Here is a 25,531-nt window from a genome sequence, read left to right as displayed (position 1 = left end):
GGCCCCGGCTCCCGGCCCGGCGGGCCTGCCGCGCCGGGACCGGTCCCCCGGCCCGGCCGCGGCCCGAGCGAACCCCGGAGTCGCGCCGCGCACGGGCCCGGCGGGCCCCCGCTGGGACCGCGCCGCAGGCGCGGCCGGGGGCTGCGGGGCCCCATCGCCGGTAACCGTGCGCGCGCCGCCACCAGCGCGGTCGCCGCCCCCTGCCCCGCGTGGCAGCGCGGACCGACCGAGGTCACCGGCCCCGTACGCGCCGCCGGACAGACCCCCGAACCGCGCCGCACGCGCGCGGCCGCGCGTCCGCGCGGCCGCGCGTCGCCGGTGACCGTACGCGCGGCGCCACCAGCGCGGTCGCCGCCCCCTGCCCCGCGTGGCAGCGCGGAGCGGCCGAGGCCGCCAGCCCCGTACGCGCCGCCGGACAGACCCCCGAACCGCGCCGCACGCGCGCGGCCGCGCGTCGCCGGTGACCGTACGCGCGGCGTCGCAGCGCGATCGCGGGCCCCTGCCCGGCACGGCTGCGCGTGCCGACCGGGCCATCGGCCCCGTACGCGCGGCCGGGCAGGCCCCTGCCCGAAGCCACGCCGTAGGCGCGGGCAGGGCGGCCACCAGGCCCGTGGTGGGGGGGCGGGGGGCGCCCGCCCGTCAGCCTGCTGGGGTTCCCGCCTGGAGGTACAGCGGGTGGCCCTGCTCGCGGGCGCGCAGGGCCCAGCGCAGGCGGCTGAGGCGCACCGGGGGCAAGAGATCCGCGGCCTCGCCCTCCGTGACGAAGCGCCAGCCGCGCAGTTCGGCGGTGGGGAGCAGGACCTTCCGGGCCGCCTCGGTGGTGAGCCGTCCGCCGTCGAACAGCAGGCGCAGGCCGCCGTAGCCGGGCGGTCTGGGCTGTTCCCAGTCGACGACGAGCAGCCGCAGCGGCTCGTCGAGTCGGAGGCCGAGTTCCTCGCCGACCTCCCGGGCGCCGGCGTGGGTGGGCGGCTCGCCGGGCTCGACGACGCCGCCGGGGAACTCCCAGCCGGGCTTGTAGGTGGGGTCGACGAGCAGCACCCGGTCGTCCTCGTCGAAGAGCAGGACCCCGGCCGCCAGGGTCTCGGCCCTGGGTTCCGGGGTCTGCACGATGTCGCAGCTGCCGGCGCCCTCGCGGACGGCGTCGGCGATGTGCTCGGCGGTCTGCCGGGGGGTGAGCCCGGTGGTGTCCACGACATACGCGTCGTCGAGGAGCCAGGACAGCGCCGAGCGGTAGGGCGCCAGGTGGTCCAGGCACCACCGGCGGACGGATTCGCAGGCGTCCGGGTCGCCCGGTATCGCCTCGCGCTCCGCTATTCGTTCGCGCAGGATCGTTTCGTCAGTGTGCAGCAGCACATGCCGCACGGGGATCCGCCGGGCCGCGAAGCCGCCGAAGATCTCATCGCGGTACTCCTGTCTGAGGACTGTCATCGGCACCACCAGCGGGCCGCCCACCTCCGCGATCAGGGCCGCGCCGGTGTCCACGACCAGTCGCCGCCAGGACGGCAGGTCCTGATAGTCGGACACCTCCTCCAGGCGCTTGCGCGGCAGCATCATCCGCAGGCCGTCGCCGACCAGCTCCGGGTCGTAGAACGTGCTGCCGGGCAAGAAGTCCACCAGTTCGCGGGCCGCGGTGGTCTTGCCCGCGCCGAACGCACCGTTCAGCCAGACGATCACATTTCCCCCTATTCCATCGCCCCCTGACAGTTGCCCGCATCACCCTGCCACGGAAACGCGCGGCCGCCGGGGAGTGCCGGATCGCGCCGCCGCGTGGACGGCGGCGCGCGGGCGGCGGCACGGGTTCCGGACAGCTCCGGCGGGACCGCCGACGCGGGCCTTCAGCCCTTGCTCGCGCCGAGGGTGAGACCGGCGATGAAGTGGCGCTGGAGGAGCAGGAAGACCAGCACGGTGGGCAGCGCCACGATCACCGAGCCCGCCGCCAGCAGGTTGTAGTCCGTGAAGAACTGTCCGCGCAGGTTGTTGAGCGCGGAGGTGATGGGGAGCTTGTCGCCGTCGGAGACGAAGACCAGCGCCCACAGGAAGTCGTTGTACATCCAGGTGAACTGGAGCGTGCCGAGCGCCGCCAGCGCCGGGCGACACAGCGGCAGGGTGATCCGCCAGTAGCGGGTCCACACCCCCGCGCCGTCCACCACCGCCGCCTCCAGGATCTCCAGCGGCAGGGCTCGCATGAAATTGGCCAGGACGAAGACGCAGAAGCCGACCTGGAAGGCGACCTGGACCGCGATCACGGCCCAGTAGGAGTCGTACATCGTCATCGAGTCCGACATCCAGTAGGGCAGGTCGATCTTGGTGAAGAGCACATACAGCGGGGTGACGATCACCTGCTGCGGCAGCAGGTTCCCGGCCGTGAAGACCATCAGGAGGACCAGCCCGCCGCGCATCTTCAGCCGGGAGACGGCGAAGGCGACGAAGGAGGCGAAGAAGAGCGTCAGCAGCACCCCGGGCACCGCGATGATCAGCGAGTTGACGAAGTACTTGCTCATCCCCGAGTCGCTGAACGCCTGTTTGTAGTAGTCGAACGACAGATGGCGGGGCAGCGAGAAGTAGCCGTGCTCGGCGGTCTCCTCGTACGGGCGCAGCGAGGCGTAGACGGCCAGCAGCAGCGGGGCGAGGAAGGCGAGCGAGACGGTCATCAGGAAGGCGTGCAGCCCGAGGCGGCCGGGGCGTGCCCGGCGGCGCCGGTGCCGGTCGGGCGAGGGCGGGGCGGAGGGCCGCGGGGGTGCGGCCGGGGTGGCCGTGGTCATCCCTTCTTCTCCCCTCGCAACTCCTGGACCAGATAGGTCACGATGAATCCCAGGGACACGGTGAGCAGGACGACGGCGATGGCGGATCCGAAGCCGATCCGGCTGGCCTCGCCGATGATGTTGTCCGTGACGAGCACGGAGAGCAGTTCGAGGCCGTTGCGGCCGTGGTTGATGGCGTAGACGATGTCGAAGGCGCGCAGCGCCTCGATGACGGTGATGACGCCGACGATGACGTTGACCGGCCGCAGCGTGGGCAGCACGACCCGGAAGAAGGTCTGCCGCTCATTGGCGCCGTCGAGGGCCGCGGCCTCCTTGAGGGCAGGATCCACGGACTTCAGCCCGGCCAGGTAGAGGATCATCACATAGCCGGTGTGCCGCCAGGCGGCGGCCAGCAGCACCACCCAGATGTTGAGGTCGGGGTCGCCGAGCCAGTCCACCGGGTCGTCCGTGTTCCCGAGGATGGCGTTGAGCACGCCCTGGTCGCGGGAGAAGACCAGCTGGGCGATGAAGCCGACGACGGCGAGTGAGAGGACCACCGGCATGTAGAGGGTGGACTGGTAGAAGCGGCTGAACCGGACGCCCTTGTCGAGGAGTACGGCCAGCAGCAGCCCGAAGGGGGTCGCCACACAGCCCAGAAAGGCCAGCCAGAGCAGGTTGTTGCGGGCGGCCGGCCAGAACGGCGGATAGTCGGTGAACAGGGTGCGGTAGTTGTCGGTGCCGACCCAGTGGATGTCCCCGATCCCGTCCCAGCTGGTGAAGGACAGGCCGACGGAGGCGAGGGTGGGGCCCCAGACGAGGGTGAGGTCGAGCAGTACGGGAATGCCCAGCAGCACGCCGATGACGGCGAGGTCGCGGGAGGTGAACCTCCGCGGGCCCCGCCGCCTGGCACGCCGCGCGGTGGTGAGCGGCACGGCGTGGGTCTCCTAGTCGGTGGTGAAGATGGTCTTCTTCTGGGACTCGATGCTCTTGGTCAGGGAGTCGATGTCGTCCGGGTTGTTGATGAACTGCTGGATGGCCCGGATCATCACCTGGGACGCGAAGTCGGGGCGGGTGTCGCGGTCCATGAACTGCGAGATCTGCTTGGCGTCGGCGACGAGCCGCACGGCCTTCTTCTGGAGCGCGTTGTACGAGGAGGTGGACGCGCCCTCGTTGACCGCGATGTTGTTGGGGTCCCGCTTGAGGTAGATCTCCTCGGCGGCGGGGGTGGCGAGGTACTTCAGCAGCTCCTTGCCCTCCTTCTGCCGCTTGGACTTCTTGGACAGCAGGAAGCCGTCGATCGGGGCCTCCACCGCGTCCCGGCCGTAGGCGGAGTCGATCTCGGGGAAGGGGAAGAAGTCGAGGTCCTCCCGGTCGGCCTCGGCGAACTGCTGACCGGGGTGGGGCAGGCCGAAGACGGCCATGCCCGACTTCTTCTGCGCCAGGCTCTGCGCGGCCTCCTGCCAGGTGCGTCCGTTGGCCCCCTTCTGGTGGTACGGCATCAGCCCGCGCCACAGGTCGAAGACGGCTTTGACCCTGGGGTCGGTCCAGGACTCCTTGCCGCCCATCAGGGAGATATGGAAGTCATAGCCATTGGCCCGCATGTTGAGGTAGTCGAAGGTCCCCATGGCGGGCCAGCCGTCCTTGTCGCCGAAGGCGATCGCGTCCAGGCCGTCCTTGTCCATCCGCTTGGCGAGCGCCCGGTACTCGTCGAAGGTCTTGGGGATCTCGTAGCCGTGCTGCTGGAATACGCTCTTCCGGTAGAAGACCGCCCAGGGGTAGTAGTAGTACGGCACGAAGTACTGCTTGCCGTCCTTGCCGGTGGACTGCTGCTTGAGCGCGTCGGAGAAGCCCTTCACCCCCTCCCAGACGTCGCTGATGTCGGCGAGCAGCCCCTGCTGGGCGAAGAACTGCATGCGGTAGCCCGCGAACCACATGAAGACGTCGTCCGGGGTGCCCTTGAGGTAGCGGTTGATGTTCTCCTGGAACGCCTCGTGGTTGACGGTGTTGACCTTGACCTCTTTGTCCGACTTCTTCTCGTAGGCCTTGAACACCTCGGCGAAGGCCTTGCGGGGAACGGCGTCCGAGGCGTTGGACCCGATCTTGACCTCGCTGCCGGGGCCTCCGCAGGCGGTGAGCAGCGCCGGAAGGGCGACCGCGCCGGCGCCGAACGCGGTGCCCCGGAGAAGAGTGCGACGGGAGATCCGATGTTCCGAACAGGACTGTGCCATATGCCCCTCCAAGGAGGTTCAATCGAACACAACCGAACGCGAGTGAAAGGATCTCACCGGTCAAGCGGGGGGACAGTCAAGAGTTATGACGAGATATCGAACAACCGTTACCGGTTCTCTTCCAACAGACTTCAACACGTCAGTCATCGGAGGAGTTGCCGAGGAGGGGTGGTGGGGCGCGCCGTCAGCACACGGGCAGTCCGGGGAGGGGCTGGTCGTTGTCCCCGCCCTTGATGTACACGTCGCTGATGAACACGTTGGTGTGGCCGCTGTCGTCGTCGGTCTTGGCCCACCACACGTTCGTCCACTTGCCGTAGGTCTCCCGGCGGCCCAGGTTCTGCTGGCAGTAGAAGTAGTTCAGGCCCTGGTTGAGGGTGCCCATCGGCTCGCCGCCGGCCGTGTACGAGGTCGCGGTGCGCCACACGTCGCAGTTGTACTTCCCGCCACCGGCGTCATGGCAGACCGGGGAGGGGCCGGGGTCCGCCGAGCCGCCACCGCCGCCGCCCGCGCCCCCGGAGCCGTCGCCGCCTCCGTCCGAAGGCCCGCCGCTGCCGCCGTCCTTGCCACCGTCGCCCCCGGAGCCGCCCGAAGCGCCCTTGCCGCTGCCGCCCGGCTTGCCGGAGACGGGCGGGGAGCCGGAGTCCGCGGGCTGCGCGGTCTTCTTCCCGCCCTTGTCCCCCTTGGCGCCGTCGCCGTCCTTCCCGTCCTTGCCGCCCTTGTCGTCCTTCCCGTCCGTACGGCCCTTGTCGCCGCTCTTCCCGCCCTCCGGCGAGGCGGAGGGGGACGCGGACGCCGACGGTCCTCCCTGGCCCACCGCCGCGGTCTTGTCGTCGTCACCGCCGACGAGCGCGTACGTCACGCCTCCGGCGAGCAGGACGGCGGCGACCGCCGACGCGATCAGCGCCTTCTTACGGGCGGGCCCGCGCCCGGGCCGCCCCGCCGGCGCCCCGCCGCCCACCAGCGGCTCCTCGGCAGCCGACGGCGGGCCGAAGCCGGGCGGCGCGGAGGACGCCCCCGGGCCGGAAGCCTGCGGAACGGAGGGCTGGTGACCCGACGCCTGGGGGCCGGAGGCCTGGTGACCCGACGCCTGGGGACCTGACGCCGGGAACGCGGCGGCCGGTGCGGCCGGAGGCCACGAGGCAGGGGGCTGGGGGCCGGCGGGCTGGGCGCCGGAGGGCGGCTCGCCGGGCCCCGCGGGCGGCCGCGCCGCCGCCGAGCCCAGCACGTCGGGCGCCGTCGGCGTCCGCCCGGCCCCGCGCGGGGCGATCCGCGGCTCCTCCCCCGCCGCCACGGCCGCCAGCATCGCCCCCGCCTCGGCCGCGGACGGCCGCGTCGCCGGGTCCTTGTCCATCATCACGTGCAGGACCGGCGTCAGCGGCCCGGCCCGGCGCGGCTCCGGCAGCGGCTCGGTGACGATCGCCGTCAGCGTCGACCACACCGAGGTCCGGCGGAACGGCGAGGAGCCCTCCACCGCCGCATACAGCGTCATGCCGAGCGCCCAGACGTCCGAGGCCGCCCCGGGCTCCTGGCCCTGGGCGCGCTCCGGAGCGAGGTAGTCCAGGGAGCCGATCAGCTCGCCGCTGCGGGTCAGCTTGGTGGTGGCGTCGTCGCCCGGCGCCTCCATGCTCGCGATGCCGAAGTCGGTGAGGACCACCCGGCCGTCGTGGTCGAGCAGCACATTGCCGGGCTTCACGTCCCGGTGCAGCACCCCGGCGTGATGGCCCGCGGCGAGCGCGTCCGCCACCCTCGCGCCGATCGCCGCGGCCTCCAGGGGGTCCACGACGCCCCGCTCGTCTATCACATCGTCGAGCGACCGGCCCTCGATCAGCTCCATGACGATGACCGGGAGCCCGCCCTCGTCCGTCACGTCGTGGACCGTGATCACGCCGGAGTGCCGGATCCGCGCCGCGGCGCGGGCCTCCCGCCGCATCCGGACGCGCAGATCGGCGAGTTCGGGCCCGGAGGAGTCGGTGTAGGCGCGCAGCACCTTGACCGCGACCTCGCGGCCCAGCACCTCGTCGACGGCCTTGCAGACCACGCCCATGCCGCCCCGGCCGAGCGTGCCCGTCACGCGGTACCGACCGCCCAGCAGCCTGCCGGTCAGGTCTCCACCCGTCTCCCCCGATGACACCGTGCCTCACTCCCCCTGGTAAGCCGTGGTCGCGCAATAGCTTAGGGGCTACCGCCGACAGTCCCGCTCAACTCCCCAGCGTGGCGCGGTCGATGAGAGGGGCGGCCCGGGACCGCCACCACGCGGAGGCGGACCGAGCCCCTGGCCGACCGGGCCCCTAAAGGAGCGGGAGCGCCGCCGCGGCCGCGCCGACCAGGCCGGCGTCCGTACCCATCTGCGCGGGCACGACCTCCAGGCCCTCGACGAAGGACAGCGTCGCGTAGTCGCGCAGCGCGCGCCGCAGGGGCGTGAAGAGCACGTCCCCGGCGCCCGCCACCCCGCCACCGATCACGGCCACCTCGATCTCGACGAGCGTGGCCGTGGCCGCGATCCCGGCGGCCAGCGCCTGCGCGGCGCGCTCGAAGGAGGCTCGGGCGACCGGGTCGCCGGCCCGCGCCGAGGCGGCGACCGCCGCAGCGCTCGTATCGCTGTCCGGGCCGGGGCGCCAGCCGCCCTCCAGGGCCCGGCGGGCGATGTTGGGCCCGCTGGCGATGCGCTCGACGCAGCCGCGCGCGCCGCACGGGCAGGGGTCGCCGTCCAGGTCCACGCTGATGTGGCCGATGTGTCCGGCGTTCCCCGTGGGGCCGGGGTGGAGGCGGCCGTCCAGCACCAGGCCGCCGCCGACCCCGGTGGAGACCACCATGCACAGCGCGCCCGTGCGCCCGCGCGCCGCGCCCTGCCAGTGCTCGGCCGCCGTCATGGCCACCCCGTCGCCGACCAGGGCGAGCGGCAGGTCGCCGACCGTCTCGCGGACCCCGGCGACCAGGGGGAAGTCGCGCCAGCCCGGGATGTTGACGGGGCTCACGGTGCCGACGCCGGCGTCGACGGGGCCCGCGCTGCCGATCCCGACCGCGGCGACCCGGGACCACTGCGCGGAGCCGGAGAGCTCCTCGAGCACCGCCGTGACCTCGCGCATCACGATCTCGCCGGCCTCCTGGGCGGGGGTGGCGCGCCTGGCCCGCGCCACCAGCTTGCCGCCGCCGTCCACCAGGGCGCCCGCGATCTTGGTCCCACCGATGTCGAGTGCGGCGATGAGGTCACGTGGCATAGGAATCGACTCCCCCGGCGGGCATAGGCGTATCGCTGTGAGGCAACAGTCTTCCCTGCCGCTGACAACGTTGTCCAGGGGCTATGCTCGGACACCCTTCCGCACCACGACCAGCGACGGGACAAGCGCACCGTGACCGAAACCGCCCCGGGTACCGCCACCACTTCGCGCCGCTACGGCACCCGGCCCACCATGAAGGACGTCGCCGCGCGCGCCGGGGTCGGTCTGAAGACGGTCTCGCGGGTGGTCAACGGCGAGCCGGGGGTGACGCCCGACACCGAGCGGCGCGTGCGGGAGGCCATCACCGCGCTCGGCTTCCGCCGCAACGACAGCGCCCGCATCCTCCGCAAGGGCCGCACCGCCAGCATCGGGCTGGTCCTCGAGGACCTGGCCGACCCGTTCTACGGGCCGCTGAGCCGCGCCGTCGAGGAGGTCGCCCGCGCCCACGGCGCCCTGTTGATCAACGGTTCGAGCGCCGAGGACCCCGAGCGCGAGCAGGAGTTGGTGCTCGCGCTGTGCGCCCGGCGGGTCGACGGCCTCGTGGTCATCCCGGCCGGGCGCGACCACCGCTATCTGGGCCCGGAGATAGCGGCGGGCGTCGCCACGGTGTTCGTGGACCGCCCGGCGGGCCGTATCGACGCCGACGCCGTGCTCTCCGACAGCTTCGGCGGCGCGCGCGACGGCGTCGCCCATCTGATCGCCCACGGCCACCGCCGCATCGGCTTCATCGGCGACCAGCCGGGCATCCACACCGCCGAGGAGCGGCTGCGCGGCTACCGGACGGCGATGGCCGAGGCCGGGCTGCCGGTCGAGGACGCCTGGGTCTCCCTCGGCCCCACCGACCCGGCCCGGGTCCGGGCGGCGACGGCCGCGATGCTGGACGCCCCGGAGCCGGTCACCGCCCTGTTCGCGGGCAACAACCGGGTGACGGTCACCGTCGTACGGGTGCTGAACGAGCGCCCCGCGCCGGTCGCCCTCGTCGGCTTCGACGACTTCGAGCTCGCCGACCTCCTCTCCCCCGGCATCACCGTGATCGCCCAGGACGCGGCCCAACTCGGCCGCACCGCCGCGGAGCTGCTCTTCCGCCGCCTCGACGGGGCGGGGGCCGAGCCGCGGCGGGTGGTCCTGCCGACCCGTCTGATCGCCCGCGGCTCGGGGGAGCTCCCGCCGCCCGCGTAACACGCCCACCAACGGACCACCCGGCTCGCCGCGCCGTCCGCCTGCCGTCAGGCTGGGTCCGACGAAGCGGCCTTCCGGACGGTGCGACGGGACGAGGTGAGGCGCGATGGCCTGGTGCCGACTGGGGACGTTCTGCGCGGGGAGCCTGGTGGCTGCCATGGTGCTGGCATCCGCCGGATGCTCGAACGGCGGCGGCTCGTCGGCCCCCGCCTCCCGGGCCTCCGGGGCGATCGCCACGGCGACCGCCTCCGCGAAGTCCGAGCTGGACAAGATCAAGAACGGGGTGAGAGCGAAGGGCGACGTGAAGGCCGGCGCCGTCTCGATCGGCAAGGACGGCCACGCCGTCGCACCGATCACCGTCACCAACAAGCAGGGCGACGTGGTGAAGTACGCCGTGGAGGTGAACTTCCGCGACGCGAACGGCGATCTGGTCGACGTGGTCGTCCTGACGATCTCCTCGGTCCAGCCCCACTCGTCCAAGAAGGCGAGCGCGCGCAGCCACCGCAAGCTCAGCGGCCACCTCACGGCGCAGATCGGCGCGGCGGTGCGGTACTGAGCGTCGCGGTGGCCGGTCTCAGGCCGCGAGCACCTTGGCCTTGGCCCGCTCGTACTCCTCGGCCGTGATGTCCCCGTGGTTCTTGAGCTCCACCAGCTCGGCCAGCTCCGTGGCGTGGCCGGTCGCGGCGGTCTCCCGCACGAACTGCTTCAGGTCCTCCTCCGCCTTCAGGGCCGCCGTCGCCTCGCGCTCGCCCATACCGCGTCCCCGGGCCACCAGGTACACGAAGATGCCCAGGAAGGGCAGGACGACGACGAAGAAGCACCAGCCCGCCTTGGCCCAGCCGCCCATCGAGTCATCGCGGAACAGGTCCCCGATCACGCGGAACAGCAGCATCAGCCACAGGACCCACAGGAAGACCCACACCGTGGTCATGAACACATTCAGCAGTGGATAGTTCATCGTCCGCCTCCATCCGACCCGCCGGCGGGCCGACGCGGGCTCCACCCGGGGTCGACACTCTCAGCTTACGACTGCCGGCCGCCCCCGGTCGGCGCAGCAGCGGATGCCGTTCGGGCGCGGGCGCGTACGAATGGAGACAGTGAAGTCGTCCCGACGCGACAGCCGGAGAGGGCAGCCCATGGATCTGCAGATTCTCCCGCTCGCCGTCACCATGATGGCCGGGCCGCAGATCGTGTCCGCCGTCATCCTGGTGACCACCCCGCGCCCGGTGCGGGTGTCCCTGGCGTTCCTCCTCGGGGTGGCGATCGCCACGACCGTGGGGGTGGCCATCACGCGGGGAATCTTCGCGCTGTTGGGCCAGGTGGTCGCGCCGGGTTCCCCGTCCGACCGCGGATCGGCCGGCACGGTGGTCCAGATCGTGCTGGTGGCGCTGCTGATCGCCGCCGCGGTGAAGGCCTATGTGCGGCGGGAGACGGCCGAGCCGCCGAAGTGGCTGGGCTCGCTGATGGAGGCGGGCCCCTGGCGGGCGTTCACCATCGGCTTCCTGGTCATCCTGTGCATGCCGTCCGACATCGTGGTGATGCTGACCGTCGGCGCGTCCCTGGAGCAGCAGGGCGAGGGGCTGGTGGCGGCGCTGCCGTTCATCGGGCTGACGGTGCTGGTCGCGGCGTTGCCCCTGCTGGTCTTCCTCCTGCTCGGCCGGCGTGCCAGGGAGATCATGCCCAGGCTCCGGGAGTGGCTGACCTCCCACAGCTGGGTGGTCACCATCGGCACCTGTCTGCTCTTCGTCCTGCTCCTCCTGACCCCGTGACAGCCTCGTCCCGACCGACCCCGCGCGGCCGGCGACGGCCGGCCAGGCAGGCGGCCAGCGCGACGACGAGCCCGAGCGCCCCGACGGTGCGGACTGCGACCCGCGGCACGCGCAGCAGCGCGTCGAGGAGGTCCGCCGTGGCCGCCCTGGACAGCACGCGCGGCGGCACGTGGTCGAGGCAGTAGCGGCGGGCGACGGCCAGGCCGACGGCGAGGGCGAGGGAGGTGACGGCGGTCCCCAGGGCGGCGCGGGCCAGGGCGCGGCGGCGTCGGCGGGCGAGCAGGACACCGGAGGCGCCGAGCACCGCGCTCAGCGCGGGCAGCCAGGCCGCCGCCAGGTCCAGCAGGCGCACTCCCCGGCGCACCCCGTCCAGTTCGGCGGAGCGGAAGAGGACCATGCGGCGGTGGACCTCGGGGATCTCCACCGCCGAGGAGAATCCGGCGTTCAGCAGGTGCCGCTTGGCCTTCTCGACGGTCGCGCCCACGTCCAGGGTCACGGTGTCGTCGTCCACCGCGACCGGCCCGTGCCCTTCGCCGGTGAGGACGTGGACGAGGGCGGAGTGGGCGGCCCGGTTGACGCCGACCCAGACCGCCGGGAACTGTTCGCTGCGCACGACATGCGCCGCCACCCTCGTCAACGCCTGGTCGACGGCCGGATCCAGCTTGGCGCCGAGCCCCTCGACGGCGTCGGCCGCCGTCGGCGGCAGCCCTTGGCGGCGAAGCCAGGAGGCGATGTCGGAGGTGATGTCCCGGCCGCTGTGCCGGGCGTCGAGGGCCCGGCGGACGTGGCGCAGCGCGGCGTCCTGGATCGCGGGGTCCTTCGCGAGCGGGCGGACGGTCGCCACGTAGCGGTCGGTGTCGAGGAGGACGTCGTGGAGCCATGCCGACACCACGCACACCGGTACGAGCAGACAGGCGAGCGCGATGAGCAGCCCCGAGGCGGTGCTCCTGGCCAGGTCCCGGGCCCCGCGGCGGCGCGGCGGGCCGCCGCCCGCCCCCTCGGCGGCATGGTCGTGCGGTGGTGTCGGGGGCCTGCCCGGAGGGTCGTCGGGGGCGCCGGTCATGACAACATCTCCGGCCTTCCCCGGCGATTCCGCATCCCGGGTGAGGCGTTGGAGTGAGCCGGTACGGACCCGGCGGGGGCCGGCGTCGGCCCGGGCCCCGGCGCGGGGCCGCCGGGGTCAGCCCGCGCCCGCGCCGGGGGCGCGGCCGGACAGGGCGTCCAGGGTGGCGCGCGGGAGGCCGGTGAGGCGCTCCACCTCGGCGCCGTCCACCGCCCCGCAGTCCAGGCCGCGCAGCAGGTAGCCGCTCAGGGCCTTGGCCGTGGCCGGCTCGTCGGCGATGGCGCCCCCGGCGCCGCCCGCGCGGTTCACGTACGCGGCCAGGCGGGACGCGGCCTGGGGCAGGCCCTCCCGGTAGAAGGCGTAGACGGCTGCGTATCGGGTCGGCAGATGGCCGGGGTGCATGTCCCACCCCTGGTAGTACGCGCGCGCCAAGGAGCGCCGCACCAGGCGGTGGTGGAGCCGCCAGGCCTCGTGGACCTGCTCGGTCGTCCCGACGGGGAGGACGTTGGTCGAGCCGTCGGAGAGCCTGACGCCGGTGCCGGCGGCGGCCACCTGCATGACGGCCTTGGCGTGGTCGGCGACGGGGTGGTCCATGGACTGGTGGGCGGCGCTGACCCCGCAGGAGGCGCTGTAGTCGAAGGTGCCGTAGTGCAGCCCGGTGGCCCGGCCGCCGGCGGCGTCGATCATGCGGGCGACGGTGGCGCGGCCGTCGGGGCCGAGGACGGCCTGGGTGGTCTCGATCTGGATCTCGAAGCCGATCCGGCCCGCGGGCAGGCCGTGGGCCTTCTCGAACTCCCCGCACAGCCGGGCCATGGCGGTGACCTGTTCGGTGTAGGTCACCTTCGGCAGGGTGAGGAGGAGCCCGGGGGGCAGGCCTCCGGCGTTCATCAGCCCGGTGAGGAAGATGTCGAGGGTGCGGATGCCCCGGTCTCGGACGGCGGCTTCCATGCACTTCATGCGGATGCCGACGTACGGCGGCGCGGTGCCGTCCGCGACGGCCGCGGCGACCAGGGAGGCGGCGCGGGCGGCCGCGGCGTCCTCCTCGGCGTCGGGGCGCGGGCCGTAGCCGTCCTCGAAGTCGATGCGCAGGTCTTCCACCGGCTCGCGCTCCAGTTTGCCGCGCACCCGCTGGTAAACCGGTTCGGCGAGGTCGTCCCGGAGGCCGAGGACGGCGGCCAGCGCGGCGGGGTCGGGGGCGTGTGCGTCGAGCGCGGCGAGGGCCTGGTCGCCCCAGGCGCGGACGGTGCCCGCGGTGAGGAGGTCGGCGGGGACGTAGACGGTGTGGACGGGCTGGCGGGTGCCGGGGTCGCCGGGGTAGCGGCGCGCGAGTTCGGCGTCCACGCCGGCGAGGGAGGCGGCGATGCCGTCCCGCACGGCGCCGGGAAGGCTTGTCGCGAACGTCTCTGACCGCTCCATCCGCACACCCTCGCCTTTCGCGATACGGAATCCAGAATCCGCCAAGCGAACTTATCGACGGCCGGATCGCAGGTCAACACCGCCGCGGGAACGCGCGGACGCCCGAAAACCCGGACGGCCCCCGCGCACGGCACATCGTCCGCGTGCGGGGGCCGTACGGCGAGGGGTCAGCCCTTGCGCGTCTTGATCTCCTCGGTCAGCTGCGGGACCACCTCGAAGAGGTCGCCGACCACGCCGTAGTCGACGAGGTCGAAGATCGGGGCCTCGGCGTCCTTGTTGACGGCCACGATCGTCTTCGAGGTCTGCATGCCGGCCCGGTGCTGGATCGCGCCCGAGATACCGGTGGCGATGTACAGCTGCGGGGAGACCGACTTGCCGGTCTGGCCGACCTGGTTGGTGTGCGGGTACCAGCCGGCGTCCACCGCGGCGCGCGAGGCGCCCACGGCGGCGCCGAGCGAGTCGGCCAGCGCCTCGACGATCGGGAAGTTCTCCGCGCCGCCGACGCCCCGGCCGCCGGAGACCACGATGGCGGCCTCGGTCAGCTCCGGACGCCCGGTGGACTCGCGCGGCGTACGGGAGGTGATCTTCGTGCCGGTGGCCTGGTCCGAGAAGGTCACGGACAGCGGCTCGACCGTGCCGGCGGCCGGCGCGGCCTCCACGGCCGCCGAGTTCGGCTTGACCGTGATGACCGGCGTGCCGTTGCTGACCCGGGACTTGGTGGTGAAGGCGGCGGCGAACACCGACTGGGTCGCGACCGGGCCCTCGGCGCCGGCCTCAAGGTCGACGGCGTCGGTGATGATGCCCGAGCCGATCCGGAGGGCCAGCCGGGCGGCGATCTCCTTGCCCTCGGCGGAGGAGGGCACCAGCACGGCGGCCGGGGAGACGGCCTTGTAGGCGGCCTGCAGCGCGTCCACCTTCGGGACGACGAGGTAGTCGGCGAACTCGGGCGCGTCGGCGGTCAGCACCTTGACCGCGCCGTGCTCGGCGAGCACCGGGGCGGCCGTGTCGGCGCCCGGGCCCAGGTGGACGGCCACGGGCTCGCCGATCCGGCGGGCCAGGGTCAGCAGCTCGAGGGTGGGCTTACGGACGGCGCCGTCCACGTGGTCGACATAGACGAGGACTTCAGCCATGGGAATCGATCTCCTGCGGGAAAGGTACGGGCGGTTGGCGGTGCGTCGGGCGCGGCCGGGTCAGCGGAAAGGCCGACCCGCGAGACCGCCTCCTCAGATGAACTTGCGCTCCGCGAGGAACGCGGCGAGCTGCTTACCGCCCTCGCCCTCGTCCTTGACGATCGTGCCCGCGGTGCGGGCCGGGCGCTCCGTGGCGCCGTCCACCGCGGTCCAGGCGCCCTCCAGGCCGACCTCGTCCGCGTCGATCTCCAGGTCCTCCAGGTCCCAGGAGGTCACCGGCTTCTTCTTGGCGGCCATGATGCCCTTGAAGGACGGGTAGCGGGCCTCGCCCGACTGGTCCGTCACCGACACGACGGCGGGCAGCGAGGCCTCCAGCAGCTCGCTCGCGGTGTCGCCGTCCCGGCGGCCCTTGACCGTGCCGTCCTCGACCGAGACCTCCGACAGGAGCGTGACCTGCGGGACGCCCAGGCGCTCGGCCAGCAGCGCCGGGAGCACGCCCATGGTGCCGTCGGTGGAGGCCATGCCGCAGACGACCAGGTCGTAACCGGTCTTCTCGATCGCCTTGGCCAGCACCAGGGAGGTGCCGATGACGTCCGTGCCGTGCAGGTCGTCGTCCTCCACGTGGACGGCCTTGTCGGCGCCCATGGACAGCGCCTTGCGCAGCGCGTCCTTGGCGTCCTCGGGCCCGACGGTCAGCACGGTGATCTCGGCGTCGTCCGCCTCTTCGGAGATCTGCAGCGCCTGCTCGACCGCGTACTCGTCCAGCTCGGAGAGCAGGCCGTCCACGTCGTCGCGGTCGACGGTCAGGTCTTCGGCGAAGTGCCGGTCGCCGGTGGCGTCGGGCACGTACTTCACACAGACAACGATCCTCAAGCTCACGCCGGCTCTCCTACTGCATCGTCTCTTCGTCAGCTGCCTTGTGCAGGCAGCATAGGCGCCATCGGTTGCGGATTCCGGCCGGTCGGCGACCGGGACCGCCCTGCACCGATCGAAATATTACTCGCCAGTACATCCAGGGTGTTCCCCGTAGGCAACCCGGTTGAACTGTGACCTTGCCAACGGCCGCGCCCGGTGGGCTCAGATCACCGCGCCGAGCGCCGCGATCACGTCCGCCGTGCGGGGCTGCCCGGCCGCGCGGCGCACCACGCGCCCCCCGGCGTCCAGCACCAGCACCGTGGGGGTCCGTACGACGCCCAGCCCGCGCACCAGGTCCAGACGCGCCTCGGCGTCGATCTCCAGATGCGCCACGCCGTCCACCATCCGGACGACCTCGGCGAGGACCCGCCGGGTGGCCCGGCAGGGCTGGCAGAAGGCGCTGGAGAACTGCACGAGCGTCGCCCGCTCCCCCAGCGGCGCGCCGAGCTCCGCCGCGCCCAGCCGTACACCGTCGTCCGTCCCGCCCTGCCCGCTTCGCACCCGCCGTCCTTCCGTTCGCCGCCGGCTCCGCCCCCCGCCGGTTGCAGCGCCGGGACACCCCCGGGCATTCCTCTCCGCGCCCGCCCCGGCGCACGCTCCGCCCCGACGTGATGAGGATCTCCCGGCCGGAGAGGTCCGCCCGGTAGGCAGACCGGCACGCCATGGGGCACCATCTGCCACAAGACCGAACCTACGGCCGCGTAACTTCAGTCGGGAGAGCCCTCCCAGGAGAAGATGAAGGGTCCCCCTATGGCAGAGCTCGTCTACCCGCCGGTGATCGGTGTCGCCCGCACCATGTTCAAGGCGCTGGACCTGCGCTTCGACATCAAGGGCACCGAGAACATCCCCAAGCGGGGCGGTGCGGTTCTGGTGAGCAACCACATCGGCTACCTCGACTTCGTCTTCTGCGGGCTGACCGCCCGTCCGGCCAAGCGGCTGGTGCGCTTCATGGCCAAGGAATCCGTCTTCCGGCACAAGGTCGCCGGTCCGCTGATGCGCGCCATGAAGCACATCCCGGTGGACCGCGCGGCGGGCATGGACGCGTACAAGCACGCGCTGCGGGCGCTGCGCTCGGGGGAGATCATCGGGGTGTTCCCCGAGGCGACGATCTCCGAGTCGTTCACCCTCAAGAACTTCAAGTCGGGCGCGGCCCGGCTGGCCCAGGAGTCGGGGGTGCCGCTGCTGCCGATGGCGCTGTGGGGCACCCAGCGGCTGTGGACCAAGGGCCACAAGCGGGATCTGGGCCGCAACCACTTCCCGATCACGGTGCGGGTGGGCGCGCCCATGGAGGCCGATCCGACCGAGCCGTCGGACACGCTGACCGAGCGGCTGCGCACCCGGGTGCAGGAGCTGCTGGAGGCGGCGCAGCGGGCGTATCCGGTGCGGCCGAAGAACGCGGAGGACACCTGGTGGGTGCCGGCCCACCTGGGCGGCACCGCGCCGGCCCCGGCGCAGGCGGCCGGGCGGGGCCACCACTGACCCCGCCCTGACCGGGTTCCCGCCCGGTCCCCGCCCGGACCGTCAGGCCTTGCCCATCTCCTCGCGGAGCGCGGCGACGAAGCCGTCCACGTCCTCCTCCGTGGTGTCGAAGGAGCACATCCAGCGCACGTCGCCCGCGGCCTCGTCCCAGAAGTAGAAGCGGTAGCGCTTCTGCAGCCGTTCGGCCACGTCGTGCGGCAGCCGGGCGAAGACGGCGTTGGCCTGGACCGGGTGGAGGATCTTCACCCCGTCCACCGTGCGGACCCCCTCGGCCAGCCGCTGGGCCATGGTGTTGGCGTGGCGGGCGTTGCGCAGCCACAGGTCGCGGGCGAGCAGCGCCTCCAGCTGTACGGAGACGAACCGCATCTTGGACGCGAGCTGCATGGACAGCTTGCGCAGGTGCTTCATCCCGCGCACGGCGTCCGGGTCGAGGACCACCACGGCCTCGCCGAAGAGCATGCCGTTCTTGGTGCCGCCGAAGGACAGCACGTCCACGCCCACCGCGTTGGTGAAGGCGCGCATCGGCACGTCCAGGGACGCGGCGGCGTTGGCCAGCCGAGCCCCGTCGAGGTGCACCTTCATGCCGCGCTCGTGGGCGTGGTCGCAGATGGCGCGGATCTCGTCCACCGTGTAGACGGTGCCCAGCTCGGTGTTCTGGGCGAGGGAGACCACCTGGGGCATCGCCCGGTGCTCGTCGTCCCAGCCGTACGCCTGGCGGTCGATGAGCTCGGGGGTGAGCTTGCCGTCCTCCGTCTCCACGGTGAGCAGCTTCAGCCCGCCCACCCGCTCGGGGGCGCCGCACTCGTCGACGTGGATGTGCGCGGTGTCGGCGGCTATGACCGCGCCCCAGCGGTCGGTGAGCGCCTGGAGGGCGACCACGTTGGCCCCGGTGCCGTTGAAGACCGGGAACGCCTGGGCCGCGGCCCCGAAGTGGCTGCGCATGACCCGCTGCAGATGCTCGGTGTACTCGTCCTCGCCGTAGGCGACCTGGTGGCCGCCGTTGGCGAGGGCGAGCGCGGCGAGGATCTCCGGATGGGCTCCCGCGTAGTTGTCGCTGGCGAATCCGCGCAGCTCGGGGTCGTGGTGGCGGCGGGCGTCGGTGCGCCCTGGGTTCACGGCTCGGGGGTCAGCCACAGACGGGTTCCGTTCACTTCCCGGGCGGGCCGGTCCCAGAGTCCGGTGATGGCCTCGGCCAGCTCCTTGACGTCCGTGAAGCCCGCGAACTTCGCGTTGGGGCGCTCCGCCCGCATGGCGTCGTGCACCAGCGCCTTGACCACCAGGATGACAGCGGCCGCGGCCGGGCCGCCCTCGTCCCCCAGCTTGTGGAAGGAGTCGGCGAGCGCGAGGGTCCAGGCCTCGGCGGCCGCCTTGGCGGCGGCGTACGCGGCGTTGCCGGCGGTGGGCTTGGAGGCTCCCGCCGCGCTGATCATCACATAGCGCCCCTTGCCGCTGCGCAGCAGGGCGTCGTGGAAGGCGAGCGAGGTGTGCTGGGCGGTCCGGATCAGCAGGTCGTGGAGGGTGTCCCAGTGGGCGAGCGGGGCGTCGGCGAAGGTCTTGCCACCGCGCCAGCCGCCGACCAGGTGCACCAGGCCGTCCACCCGGCCGAACTCCTTCTCGGTGCGGTCGGCCCAGGCGCGGGCGGCGCGCAGGTCGAGCAGGTCGACGGTGTCACCGGTGACGGTGGCCCCGCCGTGGGCGTAGCGGGCGGCGTCCACGGCCTCGGCCAGGCGGGCCGGGTCCGCGTCGGAGGCGACGACGGTCGCTCCGGCCTCGGCGAGGCGGAGCAGCACGGCGCGGCCCGCCGGGCCCGCCGCGCCGGCCACCGCGACCACGGCGCCGTCCAGGGGACCCCCGTTGCTCGGCTCGTTGGGGGTGGGGCTCGACGTCAGGGTGGTCATGGTCGTCGCCTCCTCGTGCCCTCCGCTGTCCCCTGCCACCGGCTTCACGCCGCCTCCCGGAGGTCGCTGTCGGCCGTGATGCCCTTGGTGGAGGCGACCACATCGCGCAGCTTCTTGGCGAGCGCCTCGTAGAACATGCTGAGCGGGAACTCGTCGGGGAGCACCTCGTCGACCAGTTTGCGGGGCGGCCGGCTGAGGTCCAGGGCGTCGGGGCCCTTGGCCCACACCGAGCCGGGGTGCGGGGACAGGTAGGACGAAACCAGCTCGTACGCCTTGAACCAGTGGACGAGCTTGGGGCGGTCGATGCCGTCGCGGTAGAGCTTCTCGATCTCGCCGCACAGCTGGTTGGTGACCTGCGGGGCGCGGTCCCAGTCGATGTGCAGGGTGTTGTCCGTCCAGCGTACGACGTCGTGCTGGTGCAGGTAGGCGAAGAGCAGCTGGCCGCCGAGCCCGTCGTAGTTGCGCACCCGGTCGCCGGTGACGGGGAACCGGAACATCCGGTCGAAGATCACGGCGTACTGGACGTCGCGGGCCTGGGCGACCCCTTCGGCCTCCAGTTTCACGGCCTCCTTGAAGGCGGTGAGGTCGCAGCGCAGCTCCTCCAGTCCGTACATCCAGAACGGCTGGCGCTGCTTGATCATGAAGGGGTCGAAGGGCAGGTCGCCGTGGCTGTGGGTGCGGTCGTGGACCATGTCCCACAGGGCGAACGCCTCCTCGCAGCGCCGCTGGTCGTCGAGCATCCCCCGGACGTCCTCGGGGAGCTCCAGGCGCAGCGTCCGGACGGCGGCCTGGCTGACCCGCCGGAAGCGGGCGGCCTCGCGGTCGCAGAATATGCCTCCCCAGCTGAAGCGCTCAGGGACCTCGCGGACGGCGATGGTCTCGGGGAAGAGGACCGCGGAGTTGGTGTCGTAGCCGGAGGTGAAGTCCTCGAAGGCGAGCCCGAGGTAGAGCGGGTTGTCGTAGCGGGTGCGCTCCAGCTCGGCCAGCCACTCGGGCCACACCACGCGCACCACGACCGCTTCGAGGTTGCGGTCGGGGTTGCCGTTCTGCGTGTACATCGGGAAGACGACCAGGTGCTGCAGGCCGTCGACGCGCCGGGCGGCGGGCTGGAAGGCGAGCAGCGAGTCGAGGAAGTCGGGCACCTCGAATCCGTCCTCGGCCCAGCGGCGCAGGTCGGCGACGAGCGCCCGGTGGTAGGCGGCGTCGTGCGGCAGCAGCGGGGCCAGCTCCTCGACGGCCTGGACGACCTTCTCGACGGCGGCCCGGGCCCGGGAGGGGGTGGGTGCGCCGTCGGCCTCGAAGTCGATGGAGCCGTCCTTGGACTGCCAGGGCCTGATGGTCTCCACGGCGTCCTTGAGCAGGGGCCACGACGGGTGTTCGATCACCCGAGCCGCACGGTCCGCGGCCTCCCCACGGACCGTACCGTCAGCACGGTCCGCAGACAGAATGCCACCCTCCGCCACCATGGACGAAAGAATTTCCGTCACAGCAACACCTCCACCGAAGAAATTCACGTGAAGCCACCGTATCCATCGATGGATCAACCACTCAAGTGCTGCTGCCGGAAAATGTTCTGCCCCACCCCCTCCACACCGATGTTTTTCCTGTGTCGCCCGGTCGTACACCCTCCCTTCGCCGGCCCGCGCCCGCCTCGCGGCCCCGCCTCAACCCCCGCGTCACAGTCGGCCGTTAGGCTGAGCGCCGCTTCGGGCAGCCGCCTCGGCACGACCAGCAGAGCCGACAGAACAGCGAGACACCGTTTTGACCTTTCTCACCATCGGACACCGCGGAGTGATGGGCGTCGAGCCGGAGAACACCCTGCGGTCCTTCCTGCGGGCCGAGCGCGAGGGCCTGGACGTCATCGAGCTGGACCTGCATCTGAGCAAGGACGGCGCGCTGGTGGTGATGCACGACGCCGAGGTGGACCGCACCACCGACGGCGAGGGCCCCATCAGCGACTTCACCCTCGCCGAGCTGCGCGGACTCGACGCCGGCCAGGGCGAGCGCATCCCCGTCTTCGAGGAGGTCGTGGACGCGGTCGGGGCGCCCCTCCAGGCCGAGATCAAGGACACCGCGGCCGCGCGGGCGCTCGCGGAGGTGATCACCCGCCGTGATCTGCTGGACCGCGTGGACGTGCTCTCCTTCCACGACGAGGCCCTCGCCGAGATCCGGACCCTGCTCCCGGAGGCCCGCACCGCGCTGGTCGCCAGCCGCTACGGGCTCGATGTGATCGACCGGGCCCGGGCGGTCGGCGCAGGAATGCTGGTCCTCAACATCCGCAGGCTCACCCTGGAGCTGGTCCAGCGGGCCCACGCGGCCGACCTCAAGGTCATCGGCTGGACGGTGAACACCCCGGACCACCTCAAGCTGGCCCGCGGGCTCGGCCTGGACGGCGGCACCACCGACTTCCCGGAGATCAAGCGGGCGGCCCGCTACACCGCGTGACCGCCCGCGCCGCGCCCCTCACCCCAGCGGCTTGACCAACAGCTCGAACTCGAGACCGGCGCGGCGCGGAATGCCGAAGCGCTCGTCGCCGTACGGGAAGGGCGTCGTCCTCCCCGTACGGGCGTAGCCGCGCCGCTCGTACCATGCGATGAGTTCCTCGCGGGCCGAGATCACCGTCATGTGCATCTCCCGCGCGCCCCACTCGGCCCGCACCAGCCGCTCCGCCTCGGCGATGATCGCCTTGCCGAGCCCGCCGCCCTGCAGCGCGGGGCGCACCGCGAACATCCCGAAGTACGCGTGCTCGCCCCGGTGCTCCAGCTGGCAGCAGGCCACCAGCTCGCCACCCCGCTCGACCACCAGCATCCGGCTGCTCCCGTCCCGCACCACGGCCGCGACCCCCTCGGGGTCCGTGCGCTGCCCGTCCAGCAGATCGGCCTCCGTCGTCCACCCCGCCCTGCTGGAGTCCCCGCGATAGGCCGACTCGATCAGCGCGACCAGCGCCGGCACATCGGCCTCGGTCGCGGCCCGGAAGGTGAGCTCGGCGGCGGGCCGAGCGGCGTCCACGGTGTCCATACGTCGGATGTCCTCTCCCTGCTTGCGATCCCCCGCCGCTCGCGGTCCCCGCTGCTGACGACACCGGGGGCGGCGGCAATCGACCCTAACCCGCCGCCGGTGCGTAGGGTCGGGCCATGGTGCACGTACTGAGCAGCCGCACCCTGCTGCGGCCGACCGACCCCGAACGCTCCCGCGCCTTCTACGGCGAGGCCCTCGGCCTCGCCGTCTACCGGGAATTCGGCGAGGGCCCCGAGCGCGGGACGGTCTACTTCCTCGGCGGCGGCTTCCTCGAGCTGTCCGGCCGCTCCGAGACACCCCCCGCCCCCGGCCTCCAGCTGTGGCTCCAGGTCGCCGACGCCCACGCGGCTCACGAGGAGCTCGCGGCCCGCGGCGTGGAGGTGCTGCGCCCGCCGCGGAAGGAGCCCTGGGGCCTGATCGAGATGTGGATCGCCGACCCGGACGGGGTCGACATCGTGATCGTCGAGGTCCCCGGGGACCATCCGCTCCGCTACCGACCCGGGATGTAGCGGCGTTCATCGGCCGGCCGGCGGCCGGGATGCCTCTCAGTCGCGGTGGAAGATGCCTCTCAGTCGCGGCTGAAGGAGTAGGCGCGCTCCACCCGCGCGACCTCGATGCTGTAGGAGGCGTACCAGCGTTCGCGCCCGAGCCGCTGTGCTTCGAGATGTTCGGGGTGGGCCTTCCAGGCCGCTATCGAGGCCTCGTCCGCGTAGTAGATGACGACGAGGTCCCGGCCGTCCTCGCCCGTCAGCGACTCGCGGCCCAGATAGCCGGGCTGCGCCTCGCCGAGTTCGGCCATGCGCTCGCTCATCGCCGCGTAGCCTTCGAGGTCCGCGGTCGGCCGGGTGGTGATGATGACCGCGTAGTACGGCGGCTCGGGGCGGACGAACGAGGTGGTCATGCGACAGGCCCTCCGTCAGTAAGGAGCGTACGGCGCAAGGCTACTGACATGATCCTCCGGTGACCACCGTCCGGCGGCCGCGGCCCCGTGGGGCCGCCGGACGGCGATCCGCGGCCGCGTATCCTCGCCCGATGGACAAGATCGCTGTGCGGCTGGAGGCGGAGGCCGCCCCGGGAGCGCCCGCGCTGTTCCTGCGCCCCTGGGGCCCGGCGGACGCGGCCGGCCTGGTCGAGTGGTGCCGGGACGACGCCCTGCGCCGCTGGACGAGGACGGACGTGGACGACGAGGCGGGCGCCGCGCGATGGATCCAGGAGCAGCAGCGGGGGTGGGCGGCGGGAGACCGCTTCGCCTTCGCCGTGGCCGAAACCCACCCCGGGGCGGCCGACGGGCGGGTGGCCGGGCACGTGGTGCTCAAGAACCTCAGCCCCGGCTCTCCCTCGGCCGAGGTCGGCTACTGGACGGCCGCGCACGCGCGCGGCCGGGGGGTGGCCCCCCGGGCGCTGCGTGCCCTGACCGACTGGGCCTTCGCCACCTTCGCCGGTGACGGGCTGACGCGCCTGGAACTGCTGCACCAGGTGGACAACGCGGCGTCGTGCCGCGTCGCGCAGAAGAGCCGGTACGCCCTGGCCTCGGTCCTCCCCGCCGCGCCGCCCGCGTTCCCGCTGGAGGGCCATCTCCACGTACGGACGCGCGACGTCTGAAGCCGCGACGTCCGAAGCCGCGACGTCCGAAGCCGCGACGTCCGAAGCTACGAGAACGAGTCCAGGCCGGTGAGTTCGCCGGAGACCTCCCACAGCCTGGCCGCCGCCTCGGGGTCCACGGCCCAGGGCTTGACCCCGCCGATCAGCATGTCGTCCGTGGTGGCGGGCTCGGCGATGTCGCAGTCCTGGCAGTACGCGCCGCCGTGGCCGTCCAGCAGGGGCGAGGTGGCGGCCCACACGGCCGTCGCCGCGCCCTGGGCCGGGGTCTTGAAGCCTTCGGCGGGCTTGCCGTCGGGGGTGATCCAGCCCTGGGCGAGCTGTTCGTCGTGGGGGATGTGCCGCTGCAGGGGGGTGAGGATGCTGCCGGGGTGCAGGGCGAAGGCGTGCACCCCACGGTCCGCGCCCAGCGTGTCGAGGTGGCGGGCGAAGAGGGCGTTGGCGGTCTTGGACTGGGCGTAGGCCAGCCACCGGTCGTAGCCGGTGCGGAAGTGGAGGTCGTCCCATCGGATGTCGGAGAGGAAGTGTCCCGACGAGGCCACCGACACCACCCGCGCCCCGCCGGGGACCAGTGCCGGGCCGAGGCGGTTGACGAGGGCGAAGTGGCCGAGGTGGTTGATGCCGAAGTGGGCCTCCCAGCCCGGGCCCACGCGGGTCTCCGGGCAGGCCATCACGCCCGCGTTGGCGATGAGGATGTCGAGGGCGCGGCCGGTGTCCAGGAAGCGGTCGGCGAAGGCCCGTACGCCCTCCGGGTCCGCCAGCTCCAGCTCCCACACCTCCGTGCCCGTGACGCCGCTCAGGGCGGCGCGCGCCGTGTCGGGCCGGCGCGCGGGGACGACGACCCGGGCGCCGGCCCGGGCCAGGGCCCGGGTGGTCTCCAGGCCGAGGCCGGAGTAGCCGCCGGTGACCAGGGCGGTCCTGCCCGTCAGGTCGATGCCGGTGAGTACGTCGTCCGCCGTGCTGTGCGCGCCGAAGCCGCTGCCGATCCTGTGTTGCTCGGTGATCATGTCCCAGGACGCTAGGAGTTGGAGTGCGCGCGAAGTCAAGCGCGCGGCGGGCCCGGGATCCGGGGCCGCGCTCCCCCGTTGCCCCCGTGCGCTCCCGTGTGCGGGGCCCGCGCCGGGCAGCCTCCCGGGGATCCGTCCGTCCCGGGAGGTGCGCCGTGCACGGACCGCCGCTCGCCGGCTGGCTGCTGGTCGCGCTGTGCGCGGCCACGGGGTCGTACTGCCTGCTGCGCATGCGCGGCGAACCGCCCGGCCGGCTGCGGCGGGCCGCGGGGGCGGAGGCGCTGATGGGCTGGGGGATGGCGGTGATGGCGGTGCCCGCCGCGGCGCTCGATCCCCGGCCGTGGGGCCCGCCCGTGCTCGCCGCGGTGTTCGGGGTGGCGGCCGTGCGGGCGCTGCTGCCCGGGCGGCGCGACGGCGGGCCGCTGGGGCATCATCTGCACCACGCCGTCGGGGCGTCGGCGATGGTCTACATGGCGCTGGCGATGGCGGTGGGCGGCCCGGCGGGGGGCCATGGCCACGCCGGGCACACGGGCCAGGAGCGGGTGCCCGGCGGGGTGCCTCCGCTCACCGGCGCGCTGCTGGTGTACTTCGCCGCGTATGTGGTGTGGTCGGCGACGCGCCGCCTGGTGCCGGCCGCGCCGACCGGCGGGGCGGGGCCCGGTTCGGCGGCCGGCTCGGGCGGCGGGGCCGGCGATCCCGGCGGCCTCGCCTGGTCGCGGCGGCCCGAACTGGCGGAGGCCTGCAGGCTGTCCATGGGAATCGGGATGTTCGCGATGCTCCTGACCCTCTGAGGTGACACCGAGGGCGGCGTGGCGTACGTCACTTCGCTCGCCGGACCGTACCCGGCCCCGCACCGCCCTCATAGGCTGAC

At 73.0% G+C, this 25,531-nt stretch carries 26 protein-coding genes; 8 read left to right on the top strand and 18 right to left on the bottom strand.

Annotation, left to right across the window (positions count from 1 at the left end):
* Window positions 1–639: 639 nt before the first annotated feature.
* The 6 genes from ABFY07_RS32625 to ABFY07_RS32600 all read right to left on the bottom strand — a co-directional run bounded on the left by ABFY07_RS32625 (window position 640) and on the right by ABFY07_RS32600 (window position 8,187).
* A complete protein-coding gene (locus ABFY07_RS32625) occupies window positions 640–1,674 on the bottom strand; it encodes an NUDIX hydrolase (protein WP_346177948.1) in 1,035 nt (344 codons plus the stop codon).
* A 161-nt stretch (window positions 1,675–1,835) separates the two neighbouring features.
* Window positions 1,836–2,762: a carbohydrate ABC transporter permease gene (locus ABFY07_RS32620; RefSeq protein ID WP_346177947.1), complete on the bottom strand. Its 927-nt coding sequence runs from the start codon at window positions 2,760–2,762 to the stop codon at window positions 1,836–1,838.
* Window positions 2,759–3,673 carry a carbohydrate ABC transporter permease gene (locus ABFY07_RS32615; protein WP_346177946.1) on the bottom strand — a complete coding sequence of 305 codons (915 nt, stop codon included), beginning with the start codon at window positions 3,671–3,673 and terminating at the stop codon, window positions 2,759–2,761. Before ABFY07_RS32615 ends, ABFY07_RS32620 begins: the two co-directional genes overlap by 4 nt.
* Window positions 3,674–3,685: 12 nt before the next feature.
* On the bottom strand, window positions 3,686–4,969 hold the full coding sequence (locus ABFY07_RS32610) for an ABC transporter substrate-binding protein (RefSeq protein WP_346177945.1): 1,284 nt from the start codon (window positions 4,967–4,969) through the stop codon (window positions 3,686–3,688).
* Between the two features lie 184 nt (window positions 4,970–5,153).
* Window positions 5,154–7,100, bottom strand: a complete 1,947-nt coding sequence (locus tag ABFY07_RS32605; protein ID WP_346177944.1) for a serine/threonine-protein kinase — start codon at window positions 7,098–7,100, stop codon at window positions 5,154–5,156.
* Window positions 7,101–7,257: 157 nt separating this feature from the next.
* Window positions 7,258–8,187 (bottom strand): ROK family protein, encoded by a 930-nt coding sequence (locus ABFY07_RS32600; protein WP_346177943.1) that lies wholly within the window; start codon window positions 8,185–8,187, stop codon window positions 7,258–7,260.
* 132 nt (window positions 8,188–8,319) lie between these two features.
* Here ABFY07_RS32600 and ABFY07_RS32595 point away from each other — a divergent pair, with 132 nt between their 5' ends.
* A complete protein-coding gene (locus ABFY07_RS32595; RefSeq protein WP_346177942.1) occupies window positions 8,320–9,366 on the top strand; it encodes a LacI family DNA-binding transcriptional regulator in 1,047 nt (348 codons plus the stop codon).
* Between the two features lie 106 nt (window positions 9,367–9,472).
* Window positions 9,473–9,922 carry a hypothetical protein gene (locus tag ABFY07_RS32590; protein ID WP_346177941.1) on the top strand — a complete coding sequence of 150 codons (450 nt, stop codon included), beginning with the start codon at window positions 9,473–9,475 and terminating at the stop codon, window positions 9,920–9,922.
* A gap of 18 nt (window positions 9,923–9,940) precedes the next feature.
* On the opposite strand, the gene ABFY07_RS32585 is transcribed toward ABFY07_RS32590, so the two are convergent.
* Window positions 9,941–10,324, bottom strand: coding sequence for an SHOCT domain-containing protein (locus ABFY07_RS32585; RefSeq protein ID WP_065966665.1), 384 nt, complete (start codon window positions 10,322–10,324; stop codon window positions 9,941–9,943).
* Between the two features lie 178 nt (window positions 10,325–10,502).
* Here ABFY07_RS32585 and ABFY07_RS32580 point away from each other — a divergent pair, with 178 nt between their 5' ends.
* Window positions 10,503–11,135 carry a GAP family protein gene (locus tag ABFY07_RS32580; protein ID WP_346177940.1) on the top strand — a complete coding sequence of 211 codons (633 nt, stop codon included), beginning with the start codon at window positions 10,503–10,505 and terminating at the stop codon, window positions 11,133–11,135.
* Here the strand turns inward: ABFY07_RS32580 and ABFY07_RS32575 are convergent.
* From ABFY07_RS32575 to ABFY07_RS32555, 5 genes are all read right to left on the bottom strand, one after another.
* Window positions 11,086–12,198, bottom strand: coding sequence for a hypothetical protein (locus ABFY07_RS32575; RefSeq protein ID WP_346177939.1), 1,113 nt, complete (start codon window positions 12,196–12,198; stop codon window positions 11,086–11,088). The genes ABFY07_RS32580 and ABFY07_RS32575 overlap by 50 nt on opposite strands.
* 117 nt (window positions 12,199–12,315) lie before the next feature.
* On the bottom strand, window positions 12,316–13,614 hold the full coding sequence (locus ABFY07_RS32570) for a DUF6986 family protein (RefSeq protein WP_346177938.1): 1,299 nt from the start codon (window positions 13,612–13,614) through the stop codon (window positions 12,316–12,318).
* Between the two features lie 167 nt (window positions 13,615–13,781).
* The gene (locus tag ABFY07_RS32565; protein ID WP_346177937.1) at window positions 13,782–14,744 is read right to left on the bottom strand and encodes an electron transfer flavoprotein subunit alpha/FixB family protein; all 963 of its coding nucleotides are present in this window, start codon (window positions 14,742–14,744) and stop codon (window positions 13,782–13,784) included.
* A gap of 93 nt (window positions 14,745–14,837) precedes the next feature.
* Entirely contained in the window at window positions 14,838–15,623 is a 786-nt protein-coding gene (locus ABFY07_RS32560; RefSeq protein WP_346177936.1) for an electron transfer flavoprotein subunit beta/FixA family protein, read from the bottom strand.
* Window positions 15,624–15,821: 198 nt separating this feature from the next.
* Window positions 15,822–16,160, bottom strand: a complete 339-nt coding sequence (locus tag ABFY07_RS32555; RefSeq protein ID WP_346177935.1) for a TlpA family protein disulfide reductase — start codon at window positions 16,158–16,160, stop codon at window positions 15,822–15,824.
* Window positions 16,161–16,409: 249 nt separating this feature from the next.
* Between ABFY07_RS32555 and ABFY07_RS32550 the strand changes: the two genes are divergently transcribed.
* Entirely contained in the window at window positions 16,410–17,138 is a 729-nt protein-coding gene (locus tag ABFY07_RS32550) for a lysophospholipid acyltransferase family protein (protein ID WP_065966660.1), read from the top strand.
* Between the two features lie 42 nt (window positions 17,139–17,180).
* Here ABFY07_RS32550 and ABFY07_RS32545 read toward each other — a convergent pair whose 3' ends face one another.
* Genes ABFY07_RS32545 through ABFY07_RS32535 form a run of 3 tightly spaced genes read right to left on the bottom strand, consistent with a single transcriptional unit; the run spans window position 17,181 to window position 20,523 of the window.
* A complete protein-coding gene (locus ABFY07_RS32545; RefSeq protein ID WP_065966659.1) occupies window positions 17,181–18,254 on the bottom strand; it encodes a threonine aldolase family protein in 1,074 nt (357 codons plus the stop codon).
* Window positions 18,251–19,036 (bottom strand): SDR family oxidoreductase, encoded by a 786-nt coding sequence (locus ABFY07_RS32540; protein ID WP_065966658.1) that lies wholly within the window; start codon window positions 19,034–19,036, stop codon window positions 18,251–18,253. The genes ABFY07_RS32545 and ABFY07_RS32540 overlap by 4 nt, the downstream gene beginning before the upstream one ends.
* A 44-nt stretch (window positions 19,037–19,080) precedes the next feature.
* Entirely contained in the window at window positions 19,081–20,523 is a 1,443-nt protein-coding gene (locus ABFY07_RS32535; protein WP_346177934.1) for a DUF6421 family protein, read from the bottom strand.
* A gap of 274 nt (window positions 20,524–20,797) precedes the next feature.
* On the opposite strand from ABFY07_RS32535, the gene ABFY07_RS32530 reads away from it, so the two are divergent.
* Window positions 20,798–21,481: a glycerophosphodiester phosphodiesterase gene (locus ABFY07_RS32530; RefSeq protein WP_346177933.1), complete on the top strand. Its 684-nt coding sequence runs from the start codon at window positions 20,798–20,800 to the stop codon at window positions 21,479–21,481.
* Between the two features lie 18 nt (window positions 21,482–21,499).
* Here ABFY07_RS32530 and ABFY07_RS32525 read toward each other — a convergent pair whose 3' ends face one another.
* Window positions 21,500–22,054: a GNAT family N-acetyltransferase gene (locus ABFY07_RS32525; protein ID WP_065966656.1), complete on the bottom strand. Its 555-nt coding sequence runs from the start codon at window positions 22,052–22,054 to the stop codon at window positions 21,500–21,502.
* A 116-nt stretch (window positions 22,055–22,170) separates the two neighbouring features.
* On the opposite strand from ABFY07_RS32525, the gene ABFY07_RS32520 reads away from it, so the two are divergent.
* The gene (locus ABFY07_RS32520) at window positions 22,171–22,563 is read left to right on the top strand and encodes a VOC family protein (protein WP_346177932.1); all 393 of its coding nucleotides are present in this window, start codon (window positions 22,171–22,173) and stop codon (window positions 22,561–22,563) included.
* Between the two features lie 59 nt (window positions 22,564–22,622).
* Here ABFY07_RS32520 and ABFY07_RS32515 read toward each other — a convergent pair whose 3' ends face one another.
* Window positions 22,623–22,955, bottom strand: coding sequence for an antibiotic biosynthesis monooxygenase family protein (locus ABFY07_RS32515; protein WP_065966654.1), 333 nt, complete (start codon window positions 22,953–22,955; stop codon window positions 22,623–22,625).
* 131 nt (window positions 22,956–23,086) lie between these two features.
* On the opposite strand from ABFY07_RS32515, the gene ABFY07_RS32510 reads away from it, so the two are divergent.
* Complete coding sequence (locus tag ABFY07_RS32510; RefSeq protein WP_346177931.1) at window positions 23,087–23,656, top strand: GNAT family N-acetyltransferase; 570 nt, start codon at window positions 23,087–23,089, stop codon at window positions 23,654–23,656.
* A 47-nt stretch (window positions 23,657–23,703) separates the two neighbouring features.
* Here the strand turns inward: ABFY07_RS32510 and ABFY07_RS32505 are convergent, their stop codons facing one another.
* Entirely contained in the window at window positions 23,704–24,660 is a 957-nt protein-coding gene (locus tag ABFY07_RS32505) for an SDR family NAD(P)-dependent oxidoreductase (protein WP_346177930.1), read from the bottom strand.
* Between the two features lie 155 nt (window positions 24,661–24,815).
* On the opposite strand from ABFY07_RS32505, the gene ABFY07_RS32500 reads away from it, so the two are divergent.
* A complete protein-coding gene (locus tag ABFY07_RS32500) occupies window positions 24,816–25,451 on the top strand; it encodes a DUF5134 domain-containing protein (RefSeq protein WP_346177929.1) in 636 nt (211 codons plus the stop codon).
* The last annotated feature ends 80 nt before the right edge of the window (window positions 25,452–25,531 follow it).

The sequence above is a fragment of the Streptomyces sparsogenes subsp. cuspidosporus genome (genome assembly GCF_039532705.1).
Classification (GTDB): domain Bacteria; phylum Actinomycetota; class Actinomycetes; order Streptomycetales; family Streptomycetaceae; genus Streptomyces; species Streptomyces sparsogenes.
Note: the sequence above shows the minus strand (reverse complement) of the source record. Positions and strands in the feature narration are given on the sequence as shown.